The 25,169-nt window shown below is 36.0% G+C and carries 24 protein-coding genes and 1 riboswitch; of the genes, 23 read left to right on the plus strand and 1 reads right to left on the minus strand.

Features of this window, described 5'->3' with window-relative positions:
- Positions 1 to 15: 15 nt before the first annotated feature.
- The 18 genes from MHI57_RS21750 to MHI57_RS21835 all read left to right on the plus strand — a co-directional run bounded on the left by MHI57_RS21750 (position 16) and on the right by MHI57_RS21835 (position 17,349).
- Entirely contained in the window at positions 16 to 687 is a 672-nt protein-coding gene (locus MHI57_RS21750) for a response regulator transcription factor (protein ID WP_095373506.1), read from the plus strand.
- A complete protein-coding gene (locus MHI57_RS21755) occupies positions 680 to 2,122 on the plus strand; it encodes a sensor histidine kinase (protein ID WP_095370155.1) in 1,443 nt (480 codons plus the stop codon). The genes MHI57_RS21750 and MHI57_RS21755 overlap by 8 nt, the downstream gene beginning before the upstream one ends.
- A 5-nt stretch (positions 2,123 to 2,127) precedes the next feature.
- Entirely contained in the window at positions 2,128 to 2,973 is an 846-nt protein-coding gene (locus MHI57_RS21760) for a class I SAM-dependent methyltransferase (RefSeq protein WP_340978177.1), read from the plus strand.
- A 113-nt stretch (positions 2,974 to 3,086) separates the two neighbouring features.
- Positions 3,087 to 3,239 (plus strand): hypothetical protein, encoded by a 153-nt coding sequence (locus tag MHI57_RS21765; protein WP_340978178.1) that lies wholly within the window; start codon positions 3,087 to 3,089, stop codon positions 3,237 to 3,239.
- 39 nt (positions 3,240 to 3,278) lie between these two features.
- On the plus strand, positions 3,279 to 4,103 hold the full coding sequence (locus MHI57_RS21770; RefSeq protein WP_340978179.1) for a hypothetical protein: 825 nt from the start codon (positions 3,279 to 3,281) through the stop codon (positions 4,101 to 4,103).
- Between the two features lie 50 nt (positions 4,104 to 4,153).
- On the plus strand, positions 4,154 to 4,357 hold the full coding sequence (locus tag MHI57_RS21775; RefSeq protein ID WP_095370152.1) for a hypothetical protein: 204 nt from the start codon (positions 4,154 to 4,156) through the stop codon (positions 4,355 to 4,357).
- Between the two features lie 20 nt (positions 4,358 to 4,377).
- Positions 4,378 to 4,671: a spore coat protein gene (locus MHI57_RS21780; RefSeq protein WP_095370151.1), complete on the plus strand. Its 294-nt coding sequence runs from the start codon at positions 4,378 to 4,380 to the stop codon at positions 4,669 to 4,671.
- A gap of 119 nt (positions 4,672 to 4,790) precedes the next feature.
- Positions 4,791 to 6,029: a S1C family serine protease gene (locus MHI57_RS21785; protein ID WP_095370150.1), complete on the plus strand. Its 1,239-nt coding sequence runs from the start codon at positions 4,791 to 4,793 to the stop codon at positions 6,027 to 6,029.
- Complete coding sequence (locus MHI57_RS21790) at positions 6,016 to 6,882, plus strand: peptidylprolyl isomerase (protein ID WP_340978180.1); 867 nt, start codon at positions 6,016 to 6,018, stop codon at positions 6,880 to 6,882. The genes MHI57_RS21785 and MHI57_RS21790 overlap by 14 nt, the downstream gene beginning before the upstream one ends.
- 15 nt (positions 6,883 to 6,897) lie before the next feature.
- Positions 6,898 to 7,578, plus strand: coding sequence for a polyphosphate polymerase domain-containing protein (locus MHI57_RS21795; protein ID WP_340978181.1), 681 nt, complete (start codon positions 6,898 to 6,900; stop codon positions 7,576 to 7,578).
- 21 nt (positions 7,579 to 7,599) lie between these two features.
- Positions 7,600 to 8,283 carry a DUF4956 domain-containing protein gene (locus MHI57_RS21800; protein ID WP_095370148.1) on the plus strand — a complete coding sequence of 228 codons (684 nt, stop codon included), beginning with the start codon at positions 7,600 to 7,602 and terminating at the stop codon, positions 8,281 to 8,283.
- Positions 8,284 to 8,302: 19 nt separating this feature from the next.
- On the plus strand, positions 8,303 to 10,090 hold the full coding sequence (locus tag MHI57_RS21805; protein ID WP_095370147.1) for a CotH kinase family protein: 1,788 nt from the start codon (positions 8,303 to 8,305) through the stop codon (positions 10,088 to 10,090).
- 92 nt (positions 10,091 to 10,182) lie between these two features.
- A riboswitch (SAM riboswitch) is annotated at positions 10,183 to 10,289 on the plus strand.
- Between the two features lie 83 nt (positions 10,290 to 10,372).
- Complete coding sequence (locus MHI57_RS21810; RefSeq protein WP_095370146.1) at positions 10,373 to 11,386, plus strand: methionine ABC transporter ATP-binding protein; 1,014 nt, start codon at positions 10,373 to 10,375, stop codon at positions 11,384 to 11,386.
- Complete coding sequence (locus MHI57_RS21815; protein WP_095370145.1) at positions 11,376 to 12,041, plus strand: methionine ABC transporter permease; 666 nt, start codon at positions 11,376 to 11,378, stop codon at positions 12,039 to 12,041. The genes MHI57_RS21810 and MHI57_RS21815 overlap by 11 nt, the downstream gene beginning before the upstream one ends.
- A gap of 110 nt (positions 12,042 to 12,151) precedes the next feature.
- On the plus strand, positions 12,152 to 13,369 hold the full coding sequence (locus MHI57_RS21820; protein ID WP_340978182.1) for an acyl-CoA dehydrogenase family protein: 1,218 nt from the start codon (positions 12,152 to 12,154) through the stop codon (positions 13,367 to 13,369).
- A 214-nt stretch (positions 13,370 to 13,583) separates the two neighbouring features.
- A complete protein-coding gene (locus MHI57_RS21825; RefSeq protein WP_233435289.1) occupies positions 13,584 to 14,894 on the plus strand; it encodes a uracil/xanthine transporter in 1,311 nt (436 codons plus the stop codon).
- A gap of 108 nt (positions 14,895 to 15,002) precedes the next feature.
- Positions 15,003 to 15,647 carry a LytTR family DNA-binding domain-containing protein gene (locus MHI57_RS21830; RefSeq protein ID WP_095370143.1) on the plus strand — a complete coding sequence of 215 codons (645 nt, stop codon included), beginning with the start codon at positions 15,003 to 15,005 and terminating at the stop codon, positions 15,645 to 15,647.
- Between the two features lie 190 nt (positions 15,648 to 15,837).
- A complete protein-coding gene (locus MHI57_RS21835; protein WP_340978183.1) occupies positions 15,838 to 17,349 on the plus strand; it encodes a succinate CoA transferase in 1,512 nt (503 codons plus the stop codon).
- 548 nt (positions 17,350 to 17,897) lie between these two features.
- Here the strand turns inward: MHI57_RS21835 and MHI57_RS21840 are convergent.
- A complete protein-coding gene (locus MHI57_RS21840) occupies positions 17,898 to 18,974 on the minus strand; it encodes a DctP family TRAP transporter solute-binding subunit (protein ID WP_307317585.1) in 1,077 nt (358 codons plus the stop codon).
- A 73-nt stretch (positions 18,975 to 19,047) separates the two neighbouring features.
- Between MHI57_RS21840 and MHI57_RS21845 the strand changes: the two genes are divergently transcribed.
- The 5 genes from MHI57_RS21845 (at position 19,048) to dctP (ending at position 25,105) form a co-directional block, all read left to right on the plus strand.
- Positions 19,048 to 20,634, plus strand: a complete 1,587-nt coding sequence (locus MHI57_RS21845; RefSeq protein WP_157734002.1) for an ATP-binding protein — start codon at positions 19,048 to 19,050, stop codon at positions 20,632 to 20,634.
- A 3-nt stretch (positions 20,635 to 20,637) separates the two neighbouring features.
- Positions 20,638 to 21,318: a response regulator gene (locus MHI57_RS21850; protein ID WP_095370138.1), complete on the plus strand. Its 681-nt coding sequence runs from the start codon at positions 20,638 to 20,640 to the stop codon at positions 21,316 to 21,318.
- A gap of 214 nt (positions 21,319 to 21,532) precedes the next feature.
- Positions 21,533 to 22,759: a cytochrome P450 gene (locus tag MHI57_RS21855; protein WP_340978184.1), complete on the plus strand. Its 1,227-nt coding sequence runs from the start codon at positions 21,533 to 21,535 to the stop codon at positions 22,757 to 22,759.
- A 237-nt stretch (positions 22,760 to 22,996) separates the two neighbouring features.
- Positions 22,997 to 23,512, plus strand: a complete 516-nt coding sequence (locus tag MHI57_RS21860; protein WP_095370136.1) for a PadR family transcriptional regulator — start codon at positions 22,997 to 22,999, stop codon at positions 23,510 to 23,512.
- 306 nt (positions 23,513 to 23,818) lie between these two features.
- On the plus strand, positions 23,819 to 25,105 hold the full coding sequence (gene dctP, locus MHI57_RS21865) for a C4-dicarboxylate transporter DctP (protein WP_233435288.1): 1,287 nt from the start codon (positions 23,819 to 23,821) through the stop codon (positions 25,103 to 25,105).
- Positions 25,106 to 25,169 lie beyond the last annotated feature (64 nt).

Genomic DNA, 25,169 nt, shown 5'->3' on the forward strand with positions numbered 1-25,169 from the left:
ATTATGGTGAGTGAAATGAGAACTGTTTTAATAGTGGAAGATGAATTACCAATTAGCCAAGTATTAAAAGTTTATTTACAAAAGGCAAACTTTCAAACTGTCCAAGCATTTAATGGAACTGAAGCAATCCAAAAATTAAATGAATATCATCCATCACTTGTTTTATTGGATGTTATGTTGCCAGATCGGGATGGATGGTCAATTTTAAAGGAAATCAGAGCGCAAATGAAAACGCCTGTTATTATGTTAACCGCTCTAGCGGACGTTCAATATCGATTAAATGGATTAAATGAAGGAGCAGATGATTATATCGCTAAACCATTTAATGCAGAAGAAGTTGTAGCTAGAGTGCAAGCGGTCTTAAGAAGGACTGGTAAAAGTGATGAAAAAATCAAGAAGTACGGTGGTCTGATAATTGATATTAAGTCTCATAAAATTACATTAAATAGTGTGGTCATTGAGTTAACGCCTAGAGATCTTGCTTTGCTCATTTTTTTAGCAGAGCATCCGAATCAAACATTTACTAGGGAACAATTAATTGAACATGTTTGGGGTTGGGAATATGAGGGAAGCGATCGAGCGGTAGACTTAGCGATTAAACGAATTAGAAAAGCATTGCATTCATGGTCTTCAGAAGAAGGTGAAATCAAGACTTTACGTGGATTGGGGTATCAATTAAGTGTCTAATCAACAAAGTAAACCTAGAGAATCTCTACTTCGATATTGGACGACTCGCTATTTACTTGCACTTTGTGTCGGACTTCTAATTATCGCCTTTTTTTCTGTATTATGGATTAGGCATACCACAGTTGAAAACCGCCTCAATATTATGGAGTTAATGGCGGAAGAAATTGCTGACCGTTTTGTAGAAATGAGTGAAGGAAAGCCAATTCCAAAAGGAGATGTCCCAGGGTATTTGAATGATAGAGGACGTTTTATGGATTTAGAAAGTGATCCACTTATTTCAATTGTTGATACGTATGGAAATACTTTAACAACCAATCGGCCTCAAGATCGAATGTTACAATTTTCCGAAGTTCTTTTAAATGAGGATAAAACTGTTCAAGAATTAAATAATGATGCAACGAAAGAAGCTTTTTATGTTGTAAAAGTACCGATTACTTATCAAGATGCGCCTGTAGGCTGGGTAGTTATGCTAGAATCGAAAGCAAATCTAGCAGAAGTAAACCAAGAATATCGATTATTAGCTATGATGATTATTGGTTTGGCATTAATTGGCTGGGCAGCGATTTACTTCTTGTCGAAGAGATTGTCTAAACCTATCCAAGAAGTAGCAGAGGCAGCTAGGGAAATTCAAGCGGGGAATTATCAAATTGATTTAAAGGATTCATACCAAGAACAGGAATTATATGAGCTTGTACATTCTTTTAAAGAAATGTCTAAACGGTTAGAGAAATTAGAAACATTACGTACGGAGCTGTTAGCAGGTGTGACTCATGAATTAAAAACGCCGGTAACGTCAATTGACGGGTTATTGCAGGCTGTTCATGAAGGAGTGGTGGAAGGTGAAGAGGCAAAAGAGTTTATCAAACTGTCCATATTAGAAACAGAAAAAATGAAAAAAATGGTGGAAGATCTATTAGCCTTTAACACTTATGCCACGAATGTGATGCCAGTTCAACTACAAGAATATGAAATTAATCAATTAATTAAAGAATCAGTCTATCAATGGGAAATTACGCATGAAGTAAGTGAGGATTTTCAACTTGTTGTGTACCAAGCGAGCACGCCTTTATTTGTGCATATTGATCAGATAAGATTACAACAAATTCTAATTAATTTACTTAATAATGCCTTCCAGGCAATGGATGGAAAAGGGAAAATCGAGGTTAAAATAGATACGGGACCGAAGAATATCTCTATAAAAGTTAATGATAGTGGAAAGGGAATACCTGACGAAGAAGTACCATACATTTTTGAGCGTTTCTTTCGTGGACAAGAAAAGAAGCTTCGTGTAAGAGGGTTAGGTCTTGGCTTACCATTTAGTAAACTGATAGCACAATCAATGAATGGTGATTTAATTTTAGTTAAGACATCTGAGTGTGGTACTGAATTTATGATCGAATTACCTTATCAAAAGCACAGTTTTAGGAAGGATTGACCAAAGTGAAAGAACCTGATCATACAGCTGTAAGAGTGTCTTTATGGCGAGCATTACATTTAATTGTTGATGAAAAACCTTATATTTTTCATGATAATATCGGTTTAAAACTTATCTCTCCAAATGTTGATTGGCAGAAACGTCCTGATATGGATGTAGCAAATACAAGTGCTTTTAGAGCATCAATTGTCGCTCGCTCTCGTTTTGTTGATGATTTAGTTGTTGAACAATTTGAAAAAGGGGTAGATCAATATGTGATTCTTGGTGCGGGGCTTGACACTTTTGCACAAAGGCATCAAGAGTTATGTCCTCAGATGACCATTTATGAAATCGATCAAGTTGATACACAGTTATGGAAGAAAAAAAGACTGGAAGAAACAGGGTACCACATTCCTGATTGTTTAAAATTTGTACCGGTAAATTTTGAAGAGAAACAAGGGTGGTTAGATCAATTAAAGAAGAATGGTTTTGATGTTACGAAGCCTGCCGTTGTTGTTTCAACAGGGGTTACTCAATATTTAACTATAGATGCCATTATGGATACATTGAAAATGTTTAGTAAGTTAGCAAAGGGCTCAAAGTTGGCGCTGACTTTCCTACTCCCATTTGAAAACATAAAAAAACAGAATGAACGGAAAGAGGTGGATGAAGCAGAAAAAGGAGCAAAAGCAGGTGGAACGCCATTTATCAGTTTTTTCACCCCTTCAGAAATGCTAGCACTAGCTGAAGAGGCAGGCCTAAAAGATGTGACTCATCTATCATCTATTGATTTAAAAGAGAAGTATTTTCGTGAACGGAAAGATCAATTGATGCTGCAAGGTGGAGAAGATTTTATTATAGCAACGATATGAAAATATGTCGTTCCCTACTTTTATAAGATATCTATTCACATTTAACCCGCAATTTCAGATTATACCTGAAAGTTTGCGGGTTTTTTCGTTCTTGGATACTCGGCGATTGAGCTGTGTGCTTTGGAAAAGTATTATGTCAAAACGAGATAGAACTGAAAGCCGAGGATAATACGTTAGCACGTCATTCAGATGGAAAAGCAGAATCGAACGCTTCGCAAAAGGTGTTTGCAGGTCATTCAGAAGGAAAAGCGGAAATGAACGCTTAGCAAAAGGTATTTGCAGGTCATTCAGAAGGAAAAGCGGAAATGAACGCTTCGCAAAAGCTATTTGCAAGTCATTCAAAAGGAAAAACGGAATCGAAAGCTTCGCAAAAGGTATTTGCAAGTCATTCAGAAGGAAAAGCGGAAATGAACGCTTCGCAAAAGCTGTTTGCAAGTCATTCAAAAGGAAAATCGAAAATGAACGCTTCGCAAAAGGTATTTGCAAGTCATTCAAAAGGAAAAGCAGAAACGAAAGCTTCGCAAAAGCTATTTGCAAGTCATTCAGAAGGAAAAACAGAAACGAAAGCTTCGCAAAAGGTTTTTGCAAGTCATTCGAAAGGAAAAGCGGAAATGAACGCTTCGCAAAAGCTTTTTGCAAGTCATTCAAAAGGAAAAGCGGAAATGAACGCCTCGCAAAAGGTATTAGCAAGTCATTCAGAAGGAAAACCGGAAATGAACGCTTCGCAAAAGCTGTTTGCAAGTCATTCAAAAGGAAAATCGGAAATGAACGCTTCGCAAAAGGTATTAGCAAGTCATTCAGAAGGAAAAGCAGAATCGAAAGCTTCGCAAAAGCTGTTTGCAAGTCATTCAAAAGGAAAATCGAAAATGAACGCTTCGCAAAAGGTATTTGCAAGTCATTCAAAAGGAAAAGCAGAAACGAAAGCTTCGCAAAAGCTATTTGCAAGTCATTCAAAAGGAAAATCGAAAATGAACGCTTCGCAAAAGCTGTATGCAAGTCATTCAAAAGGAAAATCGGAAACGAAAGCTTCGCAAAAGGTGTTAGAGAGTACGTTAACAAACAGAAAACGAGAATTAATCCAAGGTGGAACCAACCGCAGAGATAAAAGAAATAACCGTCTTATGGAATAAACATACATTTATGTTTCATACTAACAAAAAGGAGTATGGGAGGTGGCGTAATGTATCAGTTAACGACGAAAGAATTGTCGGCAATTGAAGATGAAATTCGGGCGGAGGAAATAACAGCGAAGACGTTTAACTGGTGTGCTTCTCTTTGTGAGGACGAAGAAGTAAGGATGTCATTGGAAAAATTAGCAGAGGAACATCAGCTAAGGATTGCAGAATTATCAACCTATTTCAACCGAGCGAGGAAATTACATTAATTTTATTGGAGGTGGTTTCATTGCCGAATAATATCAATGGTCGTGGATTAACAGAACGAGAAATGTTGCAATTATGTTTAGAATTAGCAAAAGGAAGAGTTCCCGCTATTAGCCACACATTAATGGAAACGACTCATGATGAATTGAGAGATATTTATGAAGGGTGCTTAAAAACAAGTGCAGAAGCCCAAAAGGAAATCTTTCAATTAATGGAAAAGAAGGGATGGTATGAAACGCAACTCGCTACAGTAGAAGAAATCGAAAATGTACAAAACTTTATGCAAAATAATTTAAACCCATCTCCCTCCGAATAATATTCGGAGGTTTTTATTTCTTTTTTTACATAAAAAATTATTTTGACATATGCCTGACACATTCACTGATTAAATTATAAAACAAGGCAAGCAAAATCAAATGAAAGAAGGGATTTTTAATGAATGAATTCAATCATTTTGAAGATAATCGCGAGTATCAATCGAAGCGAAAAAATACTTGGTTTAAAAGTGTAACAATGACTGTAGCAAGTGGAGTTATGGGCTCAGCCCTAACTTTAGGAGCAATCAATTATTTTCCTAATGAAACAAAACAGTCTACGGAGGTTGTACAGGAGCAAGCAGAAACTAATGTTTCCAAAGTTAATGCTGAAACGGTATCAACTACGAGTGATGGGTCGATTGCAGATATAGTAGAAAAAGCCTCTAAAGCAATCGTAGGCGTTGTCAACATGCAAGAGCAGCAAGCAAACCCTTTTAGTCATTCTACAGGCAACACCCAAAGTGGGGAAGCAGTTGAAAGTGGTACTGGCTCTGGTGTTATTTTCAAGCAAACAGACAATGAAACGTATATTGTGACAAACAATCACGTCATTGAAGGAGCGTCTAATATTCAGGTTTCTCTGCATAATGGTGAAAAGCTTCAAGCTGAACTTGTTGGAACAGATTCATTAACAGATATTGCCGTGTTAAAAGTGAATGAAAAAGTAGACGCTGAAGTCCTTTCTTTTACTGATTCTTCAAACCTTCGTGCAGGAGATCAAGTGTTAGCAATAGGCAATCCACTAGGCTTAGATTTATCCAGAACAGTAACTCAAGGAATTGTAAGTGCAGTGGATCGATCGATTGAAGTCTCTACCTCAGCCGGAGAATGGGATTTAAATGTCATACAAACAGATGCAGCAATAAATCCTGGAAATAGTGGTGGAGCACTTATTGACTCAAATGGGAATTTGGTTGGTATTAATAGTTTGAAAATAGCTGATAGTGGCGTAGAAGGGTTAGGCTTTGCCATTCCAAGTAACGATGTCGAGAACATTATTGATCAGTTAATGAAGGATGGTAAAATCATTCGACCTTATCTAGGTGTTGGTTTGATGGACTTAAATCAAGTACCGCAGTTTTATCAAGAACAATTACCAAAAAATGTAGAAGAAGGTGCCATTATTACCCAAGTTGAGGAAGGTTCGACAGCAGAAACGGCGGGGTTGCAAGCTGAGGATATTTTAGTTTCAATTGGTGATCAAACTATTACAGCCGCTAATGACTTAAGAGAATCTCTTTATAAAGACTTTTCAATTGGCGATAAGGTTAAAATATACTTTTATCGTGATGGTGAAAAGAAAACAGTAGAAGTAACGTTACAAGGAAATGGGGAAAAGCAAGTTGAAAAAGAATAAATTATTGATTGCCACTGGTTGTATGTTTGTTGCTGCTGTCATAGTTGCTGTTGTTTTATACAATAGCCATTCAAAAGCAGCGACAGTCAATGGAGAAAATATAAGCAAAGATGATTTGAATGAAGCGTTAATGTCTCAATATGGCACTTCTGTTCTAGATACATTAATATCTGATCAAATTGTTCTTCAAGAAATGGATAAGGAGAAGGTAACTGTAACTGAAGAAGAAGTGGCTGAAGAAATGGATGCCTATATGGAGCAATATGGGGGAGAAGAGGCATTTAAAGAAGTGTTAGATGAAAACGGGGTATCCTATGACTCTATAGAACATAATATCGAAATCTACTTAGGTTCAAAGAAATTGATCACACCAGGAATAGAAATTACTGATGATGAGATGGAAACATACTTTGAAGAAAATAAAGAAAGTTTTTCTCAGGCAGAAGAGATAGAAGCAAGTCATATCCTAGTAGAAGATGAGGATACTGCCAAAGAAGTAAAACAAAAACTCGATGATGGTGACGATTTCTCAGAATTAGCAGCTTCTTATTCAACCGATGATTCAAATAAAGATAATGGCGGTGAATTGGGGTATTTTGGTGAAGGTGAAATGGTAGAAGCATTTGAAGAAGTGGCTTTTGCTATGGAAGTGGACGAAGTGAGTGATCCAGTTAAAACAGATTATGGTTATCACATTATTAAAGTAACAGATCATAAAGAAGCGAAAGAAGCCAATTACGAAGATGCGAAAGAAGAAATAAAAGAGATGTTAATAGAGTCTAAGCTTTCTACTGAATATACGGAATGGCTAAATGAGAAATACGAAGAATACGAGATTAAAACGTATATTTAAAGGAGGTGAACGATTTTGAAAGGAAGGAAAGAGCTCAAACATGAAATCTCAAAAATGGATGGGGTTATACTTAAAAAACGCTTAAGTTCCTTTATGAATGCGGACCCCCATTCAAATGGGAGAGGGGGATATAATGTTCGTAGCGTATACTTTGATAACTTTGAAAACAAAGCACTAATAGAAAAAAAAGAAGGCTATATGAACCGGGCAAAATATAGGGTTCGCACATATAATAATGATTTTGACACAATTAATCTAGAAAAGAAAAGTAAGAAGAATAATCTGACCTATAAAGAAAAATGTCGGATGACAGCTGAGGAATATGAGCTTATTAGAGCTAGCGACATTTTATGGATGGAGAATGATTCCAGACCATTAATGAGGGATCTTTTCCATAACATGATTCGTTATCAATTGAAGCCAGTAACGGTTGTCGATTATGAGAGGGATGTTTATATCTACCCATATGGTAATGTACGTCTCACTTTTGATAGCAATATTCGTACAAGCTTAAGGAATCCCGACTTTTTAAATACGACAATGCCTATGGTACCATCCCTTGATCATCAATTGATGATACTTGAAGTAAAGTATGATGAATACATTCCCGATGTCATTAAAATGCTTCTGCAAATGCTAGATCGCAGGAAGGGCACGTATTCTAAATATCAATTAAGTAGAATGTATGGATTATAGAGAGAATAGGAGAAAAGCAAAATGGAAAGTGTGAATTTTTCAGATGTATTTAAATCAAGCTTTTTAGAAAAGACAGAGAGTTTTTCAATTATAGATTCCCTAATAGGTTTATTCATGGCTTTTGCAATTGGACTTTTTATTTATGCAGTATATAAGAAGACATTTTCTGGTGTGATTTATTCACATACTTTTAATATATCCCTCATTATAATGACCATGGCTACAGCATTAATTATTATGGGAATTTCCTCGAATGTCCTGTTATCACTAGGTATGGTTGGTGCTTTATCCATTGTCCGTTTTCGTACACCAATTAAAGACCCTATGGATCTTGTTTATCTTTTTTGGGCGATTGTTGCCGGTATTCTTTGCGGAGCAGGCTTTATTCCGTTAGTGATTATTGGCAGTTTAATGATCGGTCTCGTACTTGTATTGTTCGTTAACAAAATTACGATTCAGAACCCTTACTTACTCATTGTAAAATATGGGGGTGAAGATGTGGAATCTCAACTAGAATCGCTATTATCAAAGGTCACTAATAAACATATGATGAAATCCAAATCTATCATGAATGGTAATCAAGTAGAAATTACTTATGAAGTAAGAATGAAAAAAGAGCAATCTCAAGTGGTGAATAATGTAACGAACCTTAGCGGGGTAGAGTCGGCTGTAATGTTAAGCTATGACGGTAATTTTACAGCGTAAATGAACAGGAGAAAGGAATATGATTAAACGCAAATATGTCGTTCTCGTTTTTCTAATGTTGGCTGTTTTATTTGTTGGTATTCTATTCTTTCTACCTCATTTACTTCCAAAAGGGGAAGTAGTTGATCACTCTTATGTTTCAAAAGTATTCAATAAAAATAAAGTGACTCAAGTTGAGTTAACCCTAGCAGAAGATGATTGGGAAGATATACTAGAGAATCCGACGGAAGAAGAATATAAGATGGCAAATGTGACGATAAATGGAACTAAATTGAACCAAGTAGCTGTTCGGACAAAGGGGAATTCTTCCCTTTCTTCCGTTGCTAGAATGGAAGATTCTGATCGTTATAGCTTCAAAATAGACTTTGATTACTATACCGATCAAACTTTATATGGATTGAAAAAGTTGAATCTAAATAACCAATTTAGTGATGCTACGCAAATGCGAGAATATTTATCGTATCAATTAATGGAGAATATGGGATTACCCACACCTGCTTATTCTTATATGTATGTGACCATTAATGGTCAGGAATGGGGATTATATTTAGGTGTTGAACAAGTAGACGAAGTGATGCTTGGAAGATATTTTGAAAATCCATATGGATCATTGTACAAGCCAGATGGTACAAATAGTGACTTGAAATGGGTAAGTGATGATATTGATGATTACTCAGGTTTAAACTTGAAATCAGAGGAGCAAGATGAACAAGCGTTAATAGATATGTTAGATAGTATCAATAATGGTGGCAATTTAGAAAAAACTTTAGATGTGGATCAAGTATTACGATATTTTGCAGTAAATACGGCTGTCGTTAGCATGGATAGTTACCAAGGGCAAATGAAGCACAACTATTATTTATATGAAAATGATGGTAAGTTCTCAATCATTCCGTGGGACTATAATATGGCATTTGGCGGCTTTGGAGTAGGTATGGGTGGCGGAGGACGCATGAACGGAGATTCTTCAATCGCTGAAGAAAACCAAAACAAAAATCAAAATCAGGAACAACAAGGTCTAGCACCAGGAGAAGGTGGGCAAGGTGAGGATGAACAAGGTCAAGTTCACCAAGCTGAAATGGGGAACTTCGATGGTGGCATGGGAAATAGTAATTTAATGAGTGAAGATACGATTAATTTCAGTATTTCCGAACCTGTAGCTGGTACTTCTTTAGATGAGAGGCCTTTACTTAATGCTTTATTGGCAAATGATGAATTTAAAAAGCAATATGAAGCATACCTTGAAAAGATTGCCGAAGAATATATGACAAAAGAGTCTTACCAAAATACAACTACACAAATTAGTACATTGATTCTTCCTTATGTAGAACAGGATCCTACCAAGTTTTATACAACAGAAGAATTTCTACAAGCAGTGCAAGGTGATGAGAGTTTACCAGCATTTGCTGAGGCGAGATCAGAATCGATACTTGCTCAGCTTTCAGGTGAATTAGAAGTAGAATCACAAGCTTCTGAAGTCAATAACATGTTCCCTAGCCGAGCAGGTGGTGATGACCAGGAAGGTCAAGAAAGAGGAGAAGTATTCCAACCGCCAAACGGTAATGAAGGAAACATTGATGGTGAAATGCCTGAACGTCCGCAAGGCAATGGAGACTTTCCGCAGGAAGGAGATTTTGAGACACCAGAAGGGTTTGAAGGTATGCCTGGTGGTGAGGGACGTGGACAAGAAGAGCAACCTAGTACAGTAAAGTTCAAAACGTCAGCAATCATCTTGTATGTGGGTCTAATCACAGCTTTATTAGGAACAACTTTTTTTATCTTCTTGTTTAAACGAAGAGGAAGATAAGTAAATGCATAAATAATCAAAATACTATTGACAATTAATTCAATACCCGATAAAATTTCCTTTATCAAAGCAACACATTAAATTTAATATGATTCTTATCGAGAGAGACTGAGGGACCAGGCCCGAAGATGTCCGGCAACCTCCTTTTAAAGGGAAGGTGCTAAATCCTGCAGAATGATTTCATTCTGAAAGATAAGGTTTAATAACAATCATTTGTTGAGCCTCTTTCAAAGTGAAAGAGGCTCATTTTATGTTGTAGAGGATTTAGGGAGGGTGAGGTAAATGATTGAAGTCAATCATTTAGTGAAAATTTATAAAAGCAAAAAGAAGCAAGTAATAGGGGTTGACAATGTATCCCTTTCTATTAAAGAAGGGGAAATATACGGGATTATTGGCTATAGTGGAGCAGGGAAAAGTTCTTTATTACGCTGTCTAAATTTATTGGAGAGACCGACATCTGGTGAAGTGAAAATTGATGGCGTTGATTTAACATCTTTAACAAGTAAAGAATTAAGAAAAGCAAGGCAGAAGATAGGTATGATTTTTCAGCATTTTTATTTAGCGAGTTCGAAGACAGTGTATGAGAATATTGCCTTTGCTTTAAAAGCGGCAGGTAAAAGCCCGAAAGAAATAGATATCAGGGTGAAAGAACTATTAGAATTAGTGGGTTTAGCAGATAAAATTCATCAGTATCCCACACAATTAAGTGGTGGTCAAAAGCAAAGGGTAGGAATAGCCAGAGCACTCGCTAATGATCCAAAGGTTTTACTTTGCGATGAAGCCACGTCAGCTCTAGACCCTAAAACAACAAAATCAATCCTGAACTTATTAAAATCAATTAATAAAAAGCTAGGATTAACCATCGTACTTATCACTCATGAGATGGAAGTAGTCAAAGAGATTTGTCATAGGTTAGCTGTTATGCAAGATGGAAAGGTCATAGAAGAGGGACCGGTGTATGATATATTTGCGAATCCAATTGAACCACTTACAAAGGATTTCATTCAGAGTGTTCTTCAATTTGACTTACCACAACAATTGATTGAAAACAGGAAGGGAACAATCATTAAGATTCAATTTAAAGGTGCAATAGCAGAAGAATCTGTTGTTTCTGAACTGTTCCAAACATTCAAAGTAAAAGGAAATATTCTTCACGGCAAGATTGAATATATTCAAGAAGTACCTCTTGGTATTTTTATTATGGAGTTGACTGGCGAAATACCTGAAATAGAAAGAGCTATACAATATATTCAAGAAAGAACACAGAATTTGGAGGTAGTTGAACATGTTGCTTGAGTCCATTCAGGCGTTACTTCCTGAACTAAATACAGCTGTATTACAAACAATTTATATGGTCGCCATTTCTTTAGTTGCGGCACTTATACTAGGTCTTCCACTAGGGATCTTATTATTCGTTACAGACGAAGGATTGTTCTTAAAGAATAGATTTGTAAATGCTGTTACCGGTTGGATTGTCAATTTGATCCGCTCTATTCCTTATATTATTTTGTTAGTAGCTCTATTGCCGTTAACAAAATTAATTGCAGGTTCAACTATTGGTCCTACAGCGGCTTCTGTTTCATTATCTGTAGCAGCGATTCCGTTTTTTGCAAGATTGGTAGAAACATCCTTAAGAGAAATAGATAAAGGAGTCATTGAATCTGCAGTAGCAGTAGGCGCTTCCCCTTGGATGATAATTAAGGAAATTCTTGTCCCAGAAGCGAAACCTGGAATTGTTCAAGGTTTAACGATTACGACTATTAGTTTAATTGGTTATTCAGCAATGGCAGGTATTATTGGCGGCGGTGGTATTGGTGATTTAGCGATACGTTTCGGTTACTATCGCTATGATAATGTCATTATGATTACGACAGTAATTGTCCTCGTTGTATTGGTGCAAATCATTCAAATTGGTGGGGATAAATTAACTAAATATGTAGATAAGAGATAATAAATTCAAACGATAGATATAGTAAAGGGGATGGAGCCTTTACTATATCTATTTATCCTAATGATTGAGTATTAAAGAGAAGATGGAAACAGACGGGGAGGAAGGATTCTATGAGCACGATAACAGCTTCATCTAAGGAAGCGTATTTAGCTGAACAACTCGCTCGACCATTTATTAAGACGGCTCAACAAGAAGAATTATTTCATAAAGCTACGATATTAGCAGAAGGATTTAGTAAGAGGGCGCAAAAGATTGATGAAAATGCAGAATTCCCTTTTGAAAATTTTGAAGAATTAAAACAATCAAATTACTTAAGTTTAACGATTCCGAAAGAATATGGTGGTAAAGAGATTTCCTTATATGAATATTTCTTAATACAAGAAAGGATTGCCCAAGGTGATGCGTCTACGGCTTTATGTATTGGTTGGCACTTAGGTGTTATCTATGATTTAAGGGTTAAACGGAAATGGAAGGAAGAACAGTTTGCCAAGTTATGTGAAATGGTTATCAAAGATAATAAATTGATTAACCGCTGTGCAACTGAGGTAGCAACTGGCAGTCCAACCCGTGGTGGACTACCAGCGACTACTGCGGTGAAAAAAGGAACACAATGGATCTTGAATGGAAGAAAATCTTTTGCTTCGATGGCACCAGGGTTAGATTTTTCTCTTATTACAGCAACGATAGAAGCTTCAGGAGAAATTGGTATATTCCTTGTACCTCATGAGAACCCTGGTTTAAAAGTGGAATCAAATTGGAATATGCTAGGGATGCGGGGCACGCGTAGTGACGATCTCGTGTTAGAGAATGTAATTGTAGAAGAAACAGCATTAGTCGAATTAGAAGGTGTTCATTTTTATGCGATTCCTAATGCATGGTTACTACATTCAGCTGCTTGTTTTATTGGCGTTGCTATTGCAGCTCGGAACTATGCCATTATTTTTGCTTCTGAATATCGACCTAATAGCCTGCCTGGTCCAATCAGTGAAGTACCAGAAGTGCAACGTAAAATTGGGGAAATGGAACTCGAGCTACTAAAAGCGCGAACAGCACTCTATTCTATAGCGGATCGTTGGGATAATGAACCGAATAAACGAGAAGAATTAGGAGCAGAACTTGGAGCCATCAAACATCTTGTCTCTAACAGTGCTAATAAAGTGGTCGATTGGGCAATGAGAATAGTTGGTGCACAAAGCTTGCAACAAAGAAATCCTTTGCAGCGTTATTACCGTGATGTGCGAGCTGCGCTCCATAATCCGCCTATGGATGATGTAGTAATCACAAATTTAGCAAAAAAAGCATTATCATTTCAAAATAACAATGATTAATAAAACTATTTAAATCACATGCCCCTCTTCATATTTGGAGAGGGTTATTATTTGTATAGGCATATAGATTAGCTCCAATTTTTATCATTTTCATCGTATATGGGCTTCAAAATATTTCGTTTTTCATAATTCTTTTTTTAAAGGCTTCTTTCCTTTTGAAAATGAATTATACTAGTAGATGTGAAAATGAAAAACGTAGAAAGTGGTGTACAGATTGAAAAAGTTTATTTCATCAATGACAATGGTTTCTTCCGTACAATGGGTCTTTTTTATTTTTGCCAATACTGTTGTCATTCCGATTTCCATTGCCAATGTATTTGAGCTATCTAGTGAAACGATGGCAATGATGATTAGAGCATCACTCATACTTACAGGTATTACTTGTATACTACAAGGATGGAAAGGTCATCGTTTCCCGATTATGGAAGGGCATTCAGGGTTATTATGGGGAATTATCCTTAATCTTGGGCTTTCAGCACAAGCGCTTAATATTGGATTAGAACGTATTGGTGGTGGGATTGTTACTGGTATTGTTTTAGCTAGTCTAGTGACCATTTTGCTGATTGCTTGTGGTGGTTTTTCATTATTGCAAGCCATCTTTAGTCCGATGGTAATGACTGTATATTTGTTTTTGCTTACTTTTCAATTAATGTTTATCTTTTTTGAAGGTATGTTAAAGATGACCTCGACTGGCGTCATTGATATAGGTATAAGTCTTTATTCTGTAGTACTCGCGCTGATTGTCGCTACATTAAAAATGAAGGGTAATCAACTTATTAGCAATTTTTCTATCCTAATTGGCCTTTTAGGGGGCTGGCTTGGTTATGTCCTATTGTTTGGTAATGATGGGGCGGGTATGACAACATCGGCGCCTTTCCAACTTTTTCCGTTAGGGGCTCCTAATCTTGAAATGGGAATTGTCGTAGTCACTTTTGTTGCCGTATTATTAAACTTAAGTAATACATTTGCTTCTATTAACGCTGCAGAAAAACTTCTACAAAGGAGAGCAGCAAAAAAAGAGTTTAAAGGCTCAATGCTGATTACTTCAATTTCTACCATTATTGGATCTGGTTTCGGACTTGTTCCCTATACACCATTTACATCAACGATTGGTTTCTTGCAAAGTACGAGAATTTATGAAAGAAAGCCATTCTTTATCGGTGGTGCTTTACTTACGATCATTGGTATTGTTCCAATTTTAGGCTCATTTCTTTCAATGTTGCCTGTTACAGTTGGAAACGCAGTCTTGTTTGTTGCCTATATGCAATTATTTGGTACTGCATTCAGTAGTTTAAATGGAAAGACGTTTAATTCCAATACGATATTTAGGTTAGCAGCACCTGTATTAATTGGTATTAGTATTATGAATATTTCACCTGCTATCTTTTCGGAATTACCTGTACTCATTCAACCATTTTTAGCAAATGGGTTAATAATGGGTGTTATTATCTCAATTATATTAGAAAAAGGAGTGAACTGGCTTAAATACGAAGATCAACCTATTAAAAGAGGAAAAGCAAGTTGATCTTTCCTTCTTTGGTATAAGACATATTCTTGCACGTTTCTTAACTAGGCAAATGAAAATAAAACACGTAAGATAGAATAGTAGCGAATCAAAAAAGGGGATTTTGTGATGGAAGGAATTACACTGAGTTCATTGCTAGATGTAATTGGGGAGTTATTTTCAGATGAAGTGTCAATTGTAGTTTCAAATACAACAGAGTATATTTACTATCGTCCAAGTAAACGTGTTGACTTGAAAATTCGGCCAGGGGATATTGTAAAAGAAGGAAGTATTGCTGACAAAGCGCTTAAGGCTGAACAAAAGGTGTCAGAGTTTATTAATAGGGATGTATTTGGTGTACCTTATCACGGGATGGCTGTTCCATTTAAAAATAATGGAAAAATTGAAGGTTGTGTGACTGCTATTTTTCCAACATTGACAGAGGGGAAATCTGTCGTTACATTAAAGACAAGTGATGGTTGGGTACCTGTTCCATTTAATGAAGTATATTTCTTGGAAGCCAAAGATCGTAAAACACATGTTCATGCTATTTACTCTTCTGGTACGCATAAAAATACGCTACAGGAGTTTGAGTATATTTTACCAAAGGAAAACTTTATTCGCTGTCACAGGTCATTTTTGGTGAATGTTAATCAAATACAAGAGATATTTCCTGACTCTCATTCTACTTTTTTATTATTAATGAGAAATGGTGCAAAAGTGCCTGTTAGTCAATCCTATTCTAGTTATTTTCGTAAGTTGCTCGGCTTCTAAATCAAAGGCATAAATGGATGAATAACATTTAACTCAATATTTTCTGATTATCTGAAAAAATCTGCTGGCTTATCGGCAGATTTTGCTGTTTTATCAAAATTTTTCATTAATTATACTAAAAAAATAATCCCATTCTGATTTATTAGTAAAATAGTTATTAAGTATTCTTTACAGAAAGAGGGATGGGAATATGGATAATAAACTTGGGAGAGTTAAAATTCAGACACTTCAGAACAATATCATGACTGCAGAAGGGGCTGCAGAAATAATTAAAGATGGCATGACATTGGGGTTAAGTGGATTTACTCGTGCGGGAGATGTGAAAGCGGTTCCTGTCGCATTAGCAGAAAGAGCAAAAACAGAAGATTTTAAAGTCAATGTGTATACAGGCGCATCTCTTGGTTCGGATGTTGATAAGTTGTTTGCAGAAGCCGGTATTTTAAATAAGAGATTACCATTTCAAGCGGACTCAACAATGAGAAAAGGCATTAATAAAGGGGACTTCTTATTTGTTGATCAACATTTATCTCACACAGCAGAACTTATCCGTTCAGGGGTATTACATGTGGATGTAGCTATTTTGGAAGCGGTTTCGATTGAAGATGACGGAACAATTGTACCTACAACATCAGTTGGTAACTCCCTGTCTTTTGCAGAACATGCCCATAGTGTAATTGTTGAAATTAATATGGCCCAATTACCATCACTAAAAGGGTTACATGATATTTATAGTCCAGATAAACAAGGTGAGCGTGGTCCAATTCCAATTACAAATGTAGCCGATCGTATTGGTGAGATAGGTATTAAAGTGAATCCGGAGAAAATTAAAGCGATTGTGTTTACTGAACAAGGCGATTCACCTTCAACTATTGTTCAGCCAGATGAGGAAACAGTTATTATGGCACAACATTTAACCAACTTTCTTCGCAATGAAATTGCAGCAGGGAGATTAGATGAAAAACTTGCCCCATTACAATCAGGCATTGGTTCGGTAGCAAATGCTGTATTACATGGCATGATTGACTCTGAATTCACAGACTTAGAGGTGTATTCAGAAGTACTTCAAGATGCAGTATTTGATTTAATTGATGCTGGGAAAGTAAAGTTTGCGTCAGGTTGTTCCATTACACTTTCAGAAGAAAAGATGCAAGAAGTGTTTGCACATTTCGATCAATATCGCGATAAGTTATTGTTAAGACCACAAGAGATCACTAATCATCCGGAATTAATTCGCCGCTTAGGATTAATCTCTATCAATACTGCATTAGAACTAGATATCTATGGCAATGTGAATTCTACTCATGTTCAAGGAACTAAGATGATGAATGGTATTGGCGGATCAGGGGATTTTGCAAGAAATGCAAGGTTAGCTATATTCGTGACAAAATCAATTGCTAAAGATGGAAAAGTTTCAAGTATTGTACCTTTTGCTTCACATATTGATCATACAGAACATGATGTTGACGTAATTGTCACAGAACAAGGCTACGCAGATTTAAGAGGATTGGCTCCTCGTGAACGAGTTGAGTTAATCATTGAAAATTGTGCGCATCCGTTATACAAGGATCAACTTAGAGATTATTATTATGAAGCATTATCAGCAGGTGGCCAAACCCCACATATTCTAGCGAAAGCTTTTTCTTGGCATTTAAACTATGTGGAAAATGGCACAATGTTAGCTTCAGAGAAAGTGGATGTTTAAGGAACAAATATAAATTATAAAATACGAGTTAGAAAAGTAACCTAAGTTAATACTCAGGTTACTTTTTGTCGTGTCTCACTATCGTCTTTGTCTATATATACTGGAAAGGAAAGAGACTGAGTCGGAAACGAGTCAAAAAAGGGAGCCCAGGCAAAAATTTGATTGGATTCAAGCAGAAACGAGTCAAAAAAGGGAGCCCAGGCAAAAATTTGATTGGATTCAAGCGGAAACGAGTCAAAAAAGCGAGTCCGTGGCGATATTTGATTGGATTCAAGCGAAAACGAGTCAAAAAAAGCGGGCCCGGGCAAAAATTTGGTTGGATTCAAACGGAAACGAGTCAAAAAAGGGAGCCCGGGTAAAAATTTGGTTGGATACAAACGGGAACGAGTCAAAAAGGCGAGCCCAGGCAAAAATTTGATTGGATTCAAGCGGAAATGAGTCAAAAAAGCGAGCCCGCGAAAGAATTTGGTTGGATTCAAGCGGAAACGAGTCAAAAAAAGGGAGCCCGGGCAAAAATTTGATTAAATATTCAAGGGTAATTGCCTCACTCAGTCCGTTTCATCAGTTGTTTCGTTTTCGTATTTATCTCTGAGCTTTAAAGCCTTGTCAATCAGTGTACTGCCAATTTCATTTTTAAATTGAGTGTAGACTGGGTCTAGGACCTTTTTCCAACTGTTTTTTTCTTCATTGGTAAGTTCGTGAATGTGGATTGAACTCACTTTTCTTATTTCTTCGAGTTGATTTTCATTCATCTGGGCAGCTTGTTTTCGATTCCATTGCGTGACTTCAGACATAGCCTCAGTTAAGATTCGTTTTGTTTCACTTGATTGCTTATTCCAAACATTCTCATTCATTAAGACGGCATAACCGAGATAGCCATGATTGCTTATTGTCATATACTTTTGTAAGTTATAAAACTTTTTCGAATAAATATTAGAGATAGTGTTCTCTTCGCCGTCTACTTTCCCACTATCTAACAAGTCGTATGTAGAATTAAAAGATTCTTTCACTGAATTTGCATTCAATTCAAGAAATTGTGATGAGAGGACATCACTTTGCATGATTCGGAATGTTTGTCCAGCTATATCTTGCGGATAAATAATTGGACCATCATTGGATGTGAATTGCTTAAATCCATTACTCCAATGAGCTAAACCGATGAGTCCATCCCCCTTTACACTAGATAATAGTGTTTGTCCGATAAACCCGTCTAACCCTTCGTTAATGGCTTCATAGGAAGGGAAAATAAACGGCAAATCGAGTAGCCCCCATGCAGGGTTTAACATGCCAAGTTTTGATGTGGAGGGAGCAATAATATCAACATTGCCTTCTTGAACCGCTCGTATTTCTTCTATATCAGAGTAGAGAGAGCCGTTAGAGAAGACAACAATTTTAATATTTCCGTCTGATTTTTCAGCAACAATCTCAGCAAATTTATCAGCGGCCATTCCCTTTGGCGTATTATTGGAGACAACATGACTAAAAGTTAAAACGATTTGATCATTGAGCCCTTCTTGTTCATCATCATAAGGAAGGTCTTCTGTGAGAATATATTGTTTAAAACTAAAAAAAAGTGCAAGCGTTATAATAATGGTTAATAGTATGATGCTATATTTACTTTTCATCACCTTCACCTCATACTAAATAGTATCATTATTTTCAGATTAAAGGTCAAGTGTAGGTGGCAATGAAAGGAAGATTTGTTTGAAGGAAATACCTATTCGTTGGAAAATAACGTTGCTATCATATGGGGTTGTTATCTTTTTACTGCTTATTTGCGGGCTTGTTGTTATCGCAAATATGCAACAACAAGAAGAATTGGACTTAAGAGGCGAATCAATGAGTACGGCTAGGACAGTAGCAGAGCTTGCAGATATAAAAGATGGACTTGAGGGAGATGAGGGCTGGAAGATTATTAACCCCATTGTTGAAGAAATAAGGGTCATTAATAATACGGATTATATTGTAGTAATGAATATGGATAGAGTCCGTTTCTCACACCCAGTTAGAAGTATGATAGGTCATGTGTCAACTGGTAGTGATGAAGATCCTGCATTTGCCGAACATATTTATTTTTCCAAAGCAAGGGGAGAAGATGGTACATATTTAAGAGCGTTTATTCCAGTATTAAAAGATGAACAACTAAACCAAATAGGTGTGGTAATGGTTGGTAATAAAATTCCAACATTCAAGGAAATCGTCTCTGGCTTTTCTAAAGAAATCCTATTTATTGTGTTCCTCACTTTAATTGTAGGGTTTATTGCCTCATATATATTAGCCAATCATATTAAGAAGCAAATGTTTGATTTAGAACCGTTCGAAATTAAACGAATGTTTGAAGAGAGAACAGCAACCTTTCATTCCATCAATGAAGGGGTAATTGCGATCGATTATCATGAGAAAATTACGATCTTTAATGAAAAAGCAAAAAAAATATTTAATGTGAATGGAGAAGTAACGGGATTATCGATTCGTTCCGTTTTAGAAGATACACGTTTACCAGAAATTGTTGAGAGAAATGAACCGGTTTATAATGAACAAATTATGGTGAGTGGAAAAAGCATCTTGAGCACGAGAATTCCTATTAATAAAGATGGCCAATTAATTGGCGCCGTTGCTATTTTCCAAGATAGAACGGAGGTAGCAAAATTAGCAGAGGAACTTACTGGTGTAAGGAGTTTTGTTGAGGCACTGCGTGTGCAAAATCATGAGCATATGAATAAATTGCATACAATTGCTGGGCTTATCCAATTAGGAAAGCCAGAAAAGGCATTTCAACTTGCATTTGCTGCTTCAGAAGAACAAGAAAGTATATCTTTATTTCTTCATGAAATAATTAAAGACGATGCGGTAGCTGGACTCCTAATTAGCAAAATCAGGAGAGGGAAGGAACTAGATATTATCGTGACAGTTGATACTAATAGTAATTTGGATCACTTTCCTCCTCATTTAGATCATCATGATTTTGTTCTATTATTAGGTAATTTGGTTGAGAATGCTTTCGGCTCCTTCGAACAACTCGATCAGGAAGAAAAAATGATAGATATAAGTATCGAACAAGATGACTACATTTGTTCCATCCTTGTAGAAGATAATGGGATAGGTATAGAAGAATCTAATTTAGAAAAAGTTTTTACAAAAGGATTCACGGAAGGAAAAGAAAATGGGACTGGTTACGGATTATATTTGGTCAAACAAATTGTGGATAAAGGAGAAGGGCAAATAACTGTCACTTCTAAGGTAAATGAAGGTACTTCTTTTTTAATTACCTTTGGGGAGGTTTAACTTATGAATGATATTCAAGTACTATTAATTGAAGATGATCCAATGGTACAAGAAGTTAATAAAGGTTTTATATCTAAGGTAAAAGGGTTTCATGTGAAAGCCATTGCTAATAACGGAGAAGAGGGCATTAGACTTGCTAAAGATTTCTCACCAGATTTAATATTGCTTGATGTGTTTATGCCGAAAAAAGATGGATTAAAAGTTATGTACGAATTAAGGAAACAAAAGCTTAATGCAGAAGTAATCGTAATCTCGGCAGCTAAAGATAAGGATACGATTAAAATGATGCTACAAAATGGAGCAATCGATTATATAATGAAGCCGTTTAAATTCGATAGGATGAAGCAGGCACTTGAGAAGTTTCGTCAGTATCGTGAAAGCTTAAAAAATGAAGGAACAATGTCGCAAGAGCAACTTGATCAATTACTTTATGCAGAACAAGTAACGAAAGTAGAGGTAGATTTACCTAAAGGGCTAAATGAATTTACATTGAAAGAAGTCATTAATTATCTAACCGTTCAACAACAACCGCAAGCAGCTGGAGAAGTCGCTAGCGGTATTGGGATTGCAAGGGTGACAGCTCGGAGATATCTTGATTATTTAGAGAAAAAAGGTGTAATAGTACTAGATATACAATATGGTGGGGTAGGGAGACCTGTGAATCGGTATATGATTAAAACGTAGTACTGAAATATAGAATAATAATCACATAATCATGAACTAAAAAGAACTGTTGAGTAAAAGCTATTCAACAGTTCTTTTTAGTTCATTTGCACCTATAGTAAAACTACTACTTTCCATGCATTGACGATGAAAGGGAGAAAATTTACGATAGATTATATACTTTAATTAAAGTATATAATCTATCTCCAAATGATCAAAGAGGAGGAAATGTTAGATGAAAGAGATTATCTCATTACAAGACATTAAACATTTTGATTCAAGATCAGAACAATTCCAACCGTTAGAATGGTACAAATCGATGCTTGAAAGTGGGTCTATTAGTTATAATGAGAATTCTGATACTTGGAATGCATTTAAGTATGATGCCGTAAAGACCGTTTTAAGCGACTATGAACATTTCTCCAGTGAAGGAGACCGTACAACGATTTCAGTAAAGTTTAGTGAAGATGATAAGCAAATGAATAGTAAAGTGAACTTCTTGAAAATGGATCCTCCGCACAACAGAAAAGGAAGATCCCTATTAGCATCAGCATTTACTCCAAGAAGTTTAGAAAATTGGAAACCGCGGATTAATCAAATTGCTGAAAATTTAATTACACAAATAGAAAAGGGCAAGACGGAAGATATCGTAGCGGCATTAGCCAATCCTATGCCTGCAATGGTAATGTCAGACTTATTAGGGATTCCGAAGCCCGATGTAATTAAATTTAAGAAATGGGTCGATATATTATTTCTACCATATGATAAGAGCAAAAAGGATGTAATCGATAACCAAAAAAATCAAGCAATTAAAGAGTTCTTTACTTATTTACAACCAGTCATCATTGAAAAGCGACAGCAGTTAAAAGATGACATCATTTCTGACCTCATTAGGGCGGAAGTAGATGGAGAAAGACTAACGGACTTTGAAATTATTGAAATGACAATGGCTATATTAGGTGCAGGGGTAGAAACAACGAGTCATATGATCTCAACAAGCTTTTATGCCCTTTTATATGATGACAACGAGTTATTTTCAGAATTAAAAGCCCACCCAGAATATATTGATCGAACGGTCGAAGAGATGTTACGATATCGTTTTCATATGAGTCGAAGAGATCGTACGGTGAAGAAGGATAACAATATTTTAGGGGTAGAGTTGAAAAAGGGAGATGTCGTTGTTGCCTGGATGAGTGCGGCTAATATGGATGAGGAAATGTTTGAAGAGCCATTTCAATTAAATATTCATAGAAAAAATAATAAGAAACATCTTACATTTGGAAATGGACCTCATTTTTGTTTAGGTGCACCATTAGCAAGACTTGAGTTGAAGCTCATTTTAGAAAACTTAGTTAAGCGTTTTTCCAAAATCGAACCTATCGAATCATTTGAACTAGAGCCCAACTTAACTGATTCTGCGACGGGTCAAACGTTAACCTCATTGCCTCTTAAACTTTCTTGAAATAAATAGAGTGAAGATTCAAGGTAAAATTAAAAGAATGAACAATGAATAGTTTCTCGGAAAATACGAACAAATTCTAATGAATAGGTTCGTATTTTTATTTTTAGGTATACAGATTTTACCGATTAATTAACGAACATGCTCTTATTAATTGAAACTATAATGAAAGAATCAGATGCGTTTATCTCCCAGTATAAGTTAAGATAGCTATATACGTTTTTGGAGGTGAACGGGTGAATGATTAGAATATATATCTTAGGTATGTTAGCACATTCAGTAGACTATCCTTATAATATCCGCAAAAAACTAATGAATGCACAGCCTTTCATAAAGATTAGTGAAGGAAAGTTTTATTATGATTTTGAAGCATTACATAAAAAGAATTGGATAGAGCCTGTACAAAAGCTACAAGAAGGAAGTCGCCCAGAAAAAACACTTTATCGGATAACCAATGAGGGACGTGGCCATCTGGTAGAAGAACTCTATCTTTGTTTTCAAAAATATACGGAAGTGGCAGATTTGTATATTGCCATTCATTTCTTAAATTATATTAATAAAGAAGAAGCCGCTTCTATTTTGAAACAAACCATTCAAAAGGAAAAAGAAAAATGGGATACATTAAAAACGAAAAAAGAAGAAAAGGAAAAATATAACACAGTCTCTGACTCAAGCCAATTAATTGCTTCTCATGCATTTGATAAAGCGGAATTTAATATTAAATGGTTAGAGAGAGTACTAGAATTCATAAAATAAATAACTAGACGAAAGAGAGCTTAAATAAATTGTGGCTCTCTTTTGTCTAATCTATCCCTAATTTGACCTTAAATTTCACTTAGATGCTTATGGTAAGAGTAATCGGGGACTCTCCTCCTTTACTGGTTAAAATTATGTAACTTGGCAGTAGTCCATATATGCCAATCATTTTTACTGTCTCAACTAATAAGACCAAAATGAACAAAATGTTCACTATGACCATAAACTTCTTTTCATTTTCTGAAAACGCTATCATTCTAATTACAAAGAATAGTCAGATAGATAGTGTGACAGGAGATGATTAATGTGGGATTTTTAAGAATCTTTAAGAACTTAACCGTTCAAGTGTTAACAGCGATCGCACTTGGTGTGTTAGTTGGTTTAATTTGGCCAGATATAGGTAAAGAATTACAGCCGTTAGGAACTACTTTCATTAATGCAGTGAAGATGGTTATTGCCCCAATTATTTTCTTAACAATTGTTTTAGGAATCGCAAAAATGGGAGATATGAAAAAAGTTGGTAAGGTTGGTGGGAAAGCTTTTATCTATTTTGAAGTTGTTACCACGCTTGCTCTCGTTATTGGATTATTAGTCGTTAATATTGTAAAACCAGGTGACGGGTTAAATTTTAATGAGCTTGAACAAGGTGACGTATCTCAATATACAACCAATGCTGAAGAAGGCATTGATTGGATCGAATTCGTTACACATATCGTACCATCAAATATGGTGAATGCTTTTGCGGAGGGAGATATCCTTCAAGTTTTATTCTTCTCCATTCTATTTGGTGTTGCTCTTGCTTCTTTAGGTAAACGGGGAGAAGTTATTACTGATTTTCTTGACCGGTTATCCCATGTGTTCTTTAAGATTATCGGTTATGTCATGAAAGCTGCGCCAATCGGTGCGTTTGGTGCAATGGCATATACGATTGGACATTTCGGCTTAGGTTCTTTAGCACCGCTCGCTAAGTTGATGATGAGTGTGTATATTACAATGTTCTTATTCATCTTTATCGTTTTAAACATCATTTGTAAATATTATGGATTTAGCTTATTTAAATATTTACGATTTATTAAAGATGAGTTACTTATCGTATTAGGAACGAGTTCTTCTGAATCTGTATTACCAAGAATGATGGATAAAATGGAAAGATTCGGTGCGTCAAAATCAGTTGTTGGTCTTGTCATTCCGACGGGTTATTCCTTTAACCTTGATGGGACTTCTATTTATCTTTCAATGGCGACGGTATTCTTAGCTCAAGTATTTGGAGTAGATTTATCTATTGGTCAGCAAATAACGATTATCTTAATTCTTATGCTTACATCTAAAGGAGCTGCTGGGGTTACAGGAAGTGGATTTATCGTGTTGGCTTCGACATTAGCAGCTATTCAAGTTATTCCGTTAGAAGGTTTAGCACTCTTACTCGGTGTTGACCGCTTTATGAGTGAAGGTCGTGCCATTACGAATATGATTGGTAACGGAATCGCGACAATCGCCGTGGCGAAAAGTGAGAATGAATTTGATGAAGAAAAATATCAACATGCAATTTCGAATATGAAAGAAATTTCTCAAGAAGTGAATAAAGCAAGTTAAACGGTAAAGCCCTCTCAAGATAAACCTGAGAGGGCTTTGTCTGTAAGATGCTATTTGTGGTACG

Source organism: Cytobacillus sp. FSL K6-0129 (genome assembly GCF_038007625.1).
GTDB lineage: Bacteria > Bacillota > Bacilli > Bacillales > Cytobacillaceae > Cytobacillus > Cytobacillus kochii.

Excerpts from the sequence above, each read along its gene's own strand:
- MHI57_RS21750 (WP_095373506.1), top strand. The coding sequence starts at position 16 with ATGAGAACTGTTTTAATAGTGGAAGATGAATTACCAATTAGCCAAGTA.
- MHI57_RS21770 (WP_340978179.1), top strand. The coding sequence starts at position 3,279 with ATGAACGCTTCGCAAAAGCTATTTGCAAGTCATTCAAAAGGAAAAACG.
- MHI57_RS21820 (WP_340978182.1), top strand. The coding sequence starts at position 12,152 with ATGAGCACGATAACAGCTTCATCTAAGGAAGCGTATTTAGCTGAACAA.
- MHI57_RS21830 (WP_095370143.1), top strand. The coding sequence starts at position 15,003 with ATGGAAGGAATTACACTGAGTTCATTGCTAGATGTAATTGGGGAGTTA.
- MHI57_RS21785 (WP_095370150.1), top strand. The coding sequence starts at position 4,791 with ATGAATGAATTCAATCATTTTGAAGATAATCGCGAGTATCAATCGAAG.
- MHI57_RS21840 (WP_307317585.1), bottom strand. The coding sequence starts at position 18,974 with ATGAAAAGTAAATATAGCATCATACTATTAACCATTATTATAACGCTT.
- MHI57_RS21800 (WP_095370148.1), top strand. The coding sequence starts at position 7,600 with ATGGAAAGTGTGAATTTTTCAGATGTATTTAAATCAAGCTTTTTAGAA.
- MHI57_RS21805 (WP_095370147.1), top strand. The coding sequence starts at position 8,303 with ATGATTAAACGCAAATATGTCGTTCTCGTTTTTCTAATGTTGGCTGTT.
- MHI57_RS21775 (WP_095370152.1), top strand. The coding sequence starts at position 4,154 with ATGTATCAGTTAACGACGAAAGAATTGTCGGCAATTGAAGATGAAATT.
- MHI57_RS21850 (WP_095370138.1), top strand. The coding sequence starts at position 20,638 with ATGAATGATATTCAAGTACTATTAATTGAAGATGATCCAATGGTACAA.
- MHI57_RS21810 (WP_095370146.1), top strand. The coding sequence starts at position 10,373 with ATGATTGAAGTCAATCATTTAGTGAAAATTTATAAAAGCAAAAAGAAG.
- MHI57_RS21815 (WP_095370145.1), top strand. The coding sequence starts at position 11,376 with ATGTTGCTTGAGTCCATTCAGGCGTTACTTCCTGAACTAAATACAGCT.
- MHI57_RS21835 (WP_340978183.1), top strand. The coding sequence starts at position 15,838 with ATGGATAATAAACTTGGGAGAGTTAAAATTCAGACACTTCAGAACAAT.
- MHI57_RS21860 (WP_095370136.1), top strand. The coding sequence starts at position 22,997 with ATGATTAGAATATATATCTTAGGTATGTTAGCACATTCAGTAGACTAT.
- MHI57_RS21855 (WP_340978184.1), top strand. The coding sequence starts at position 21,533 with ATGAAAGAGATTATCTCATTACAAGACATTAAACATTTTGATTCAAGA.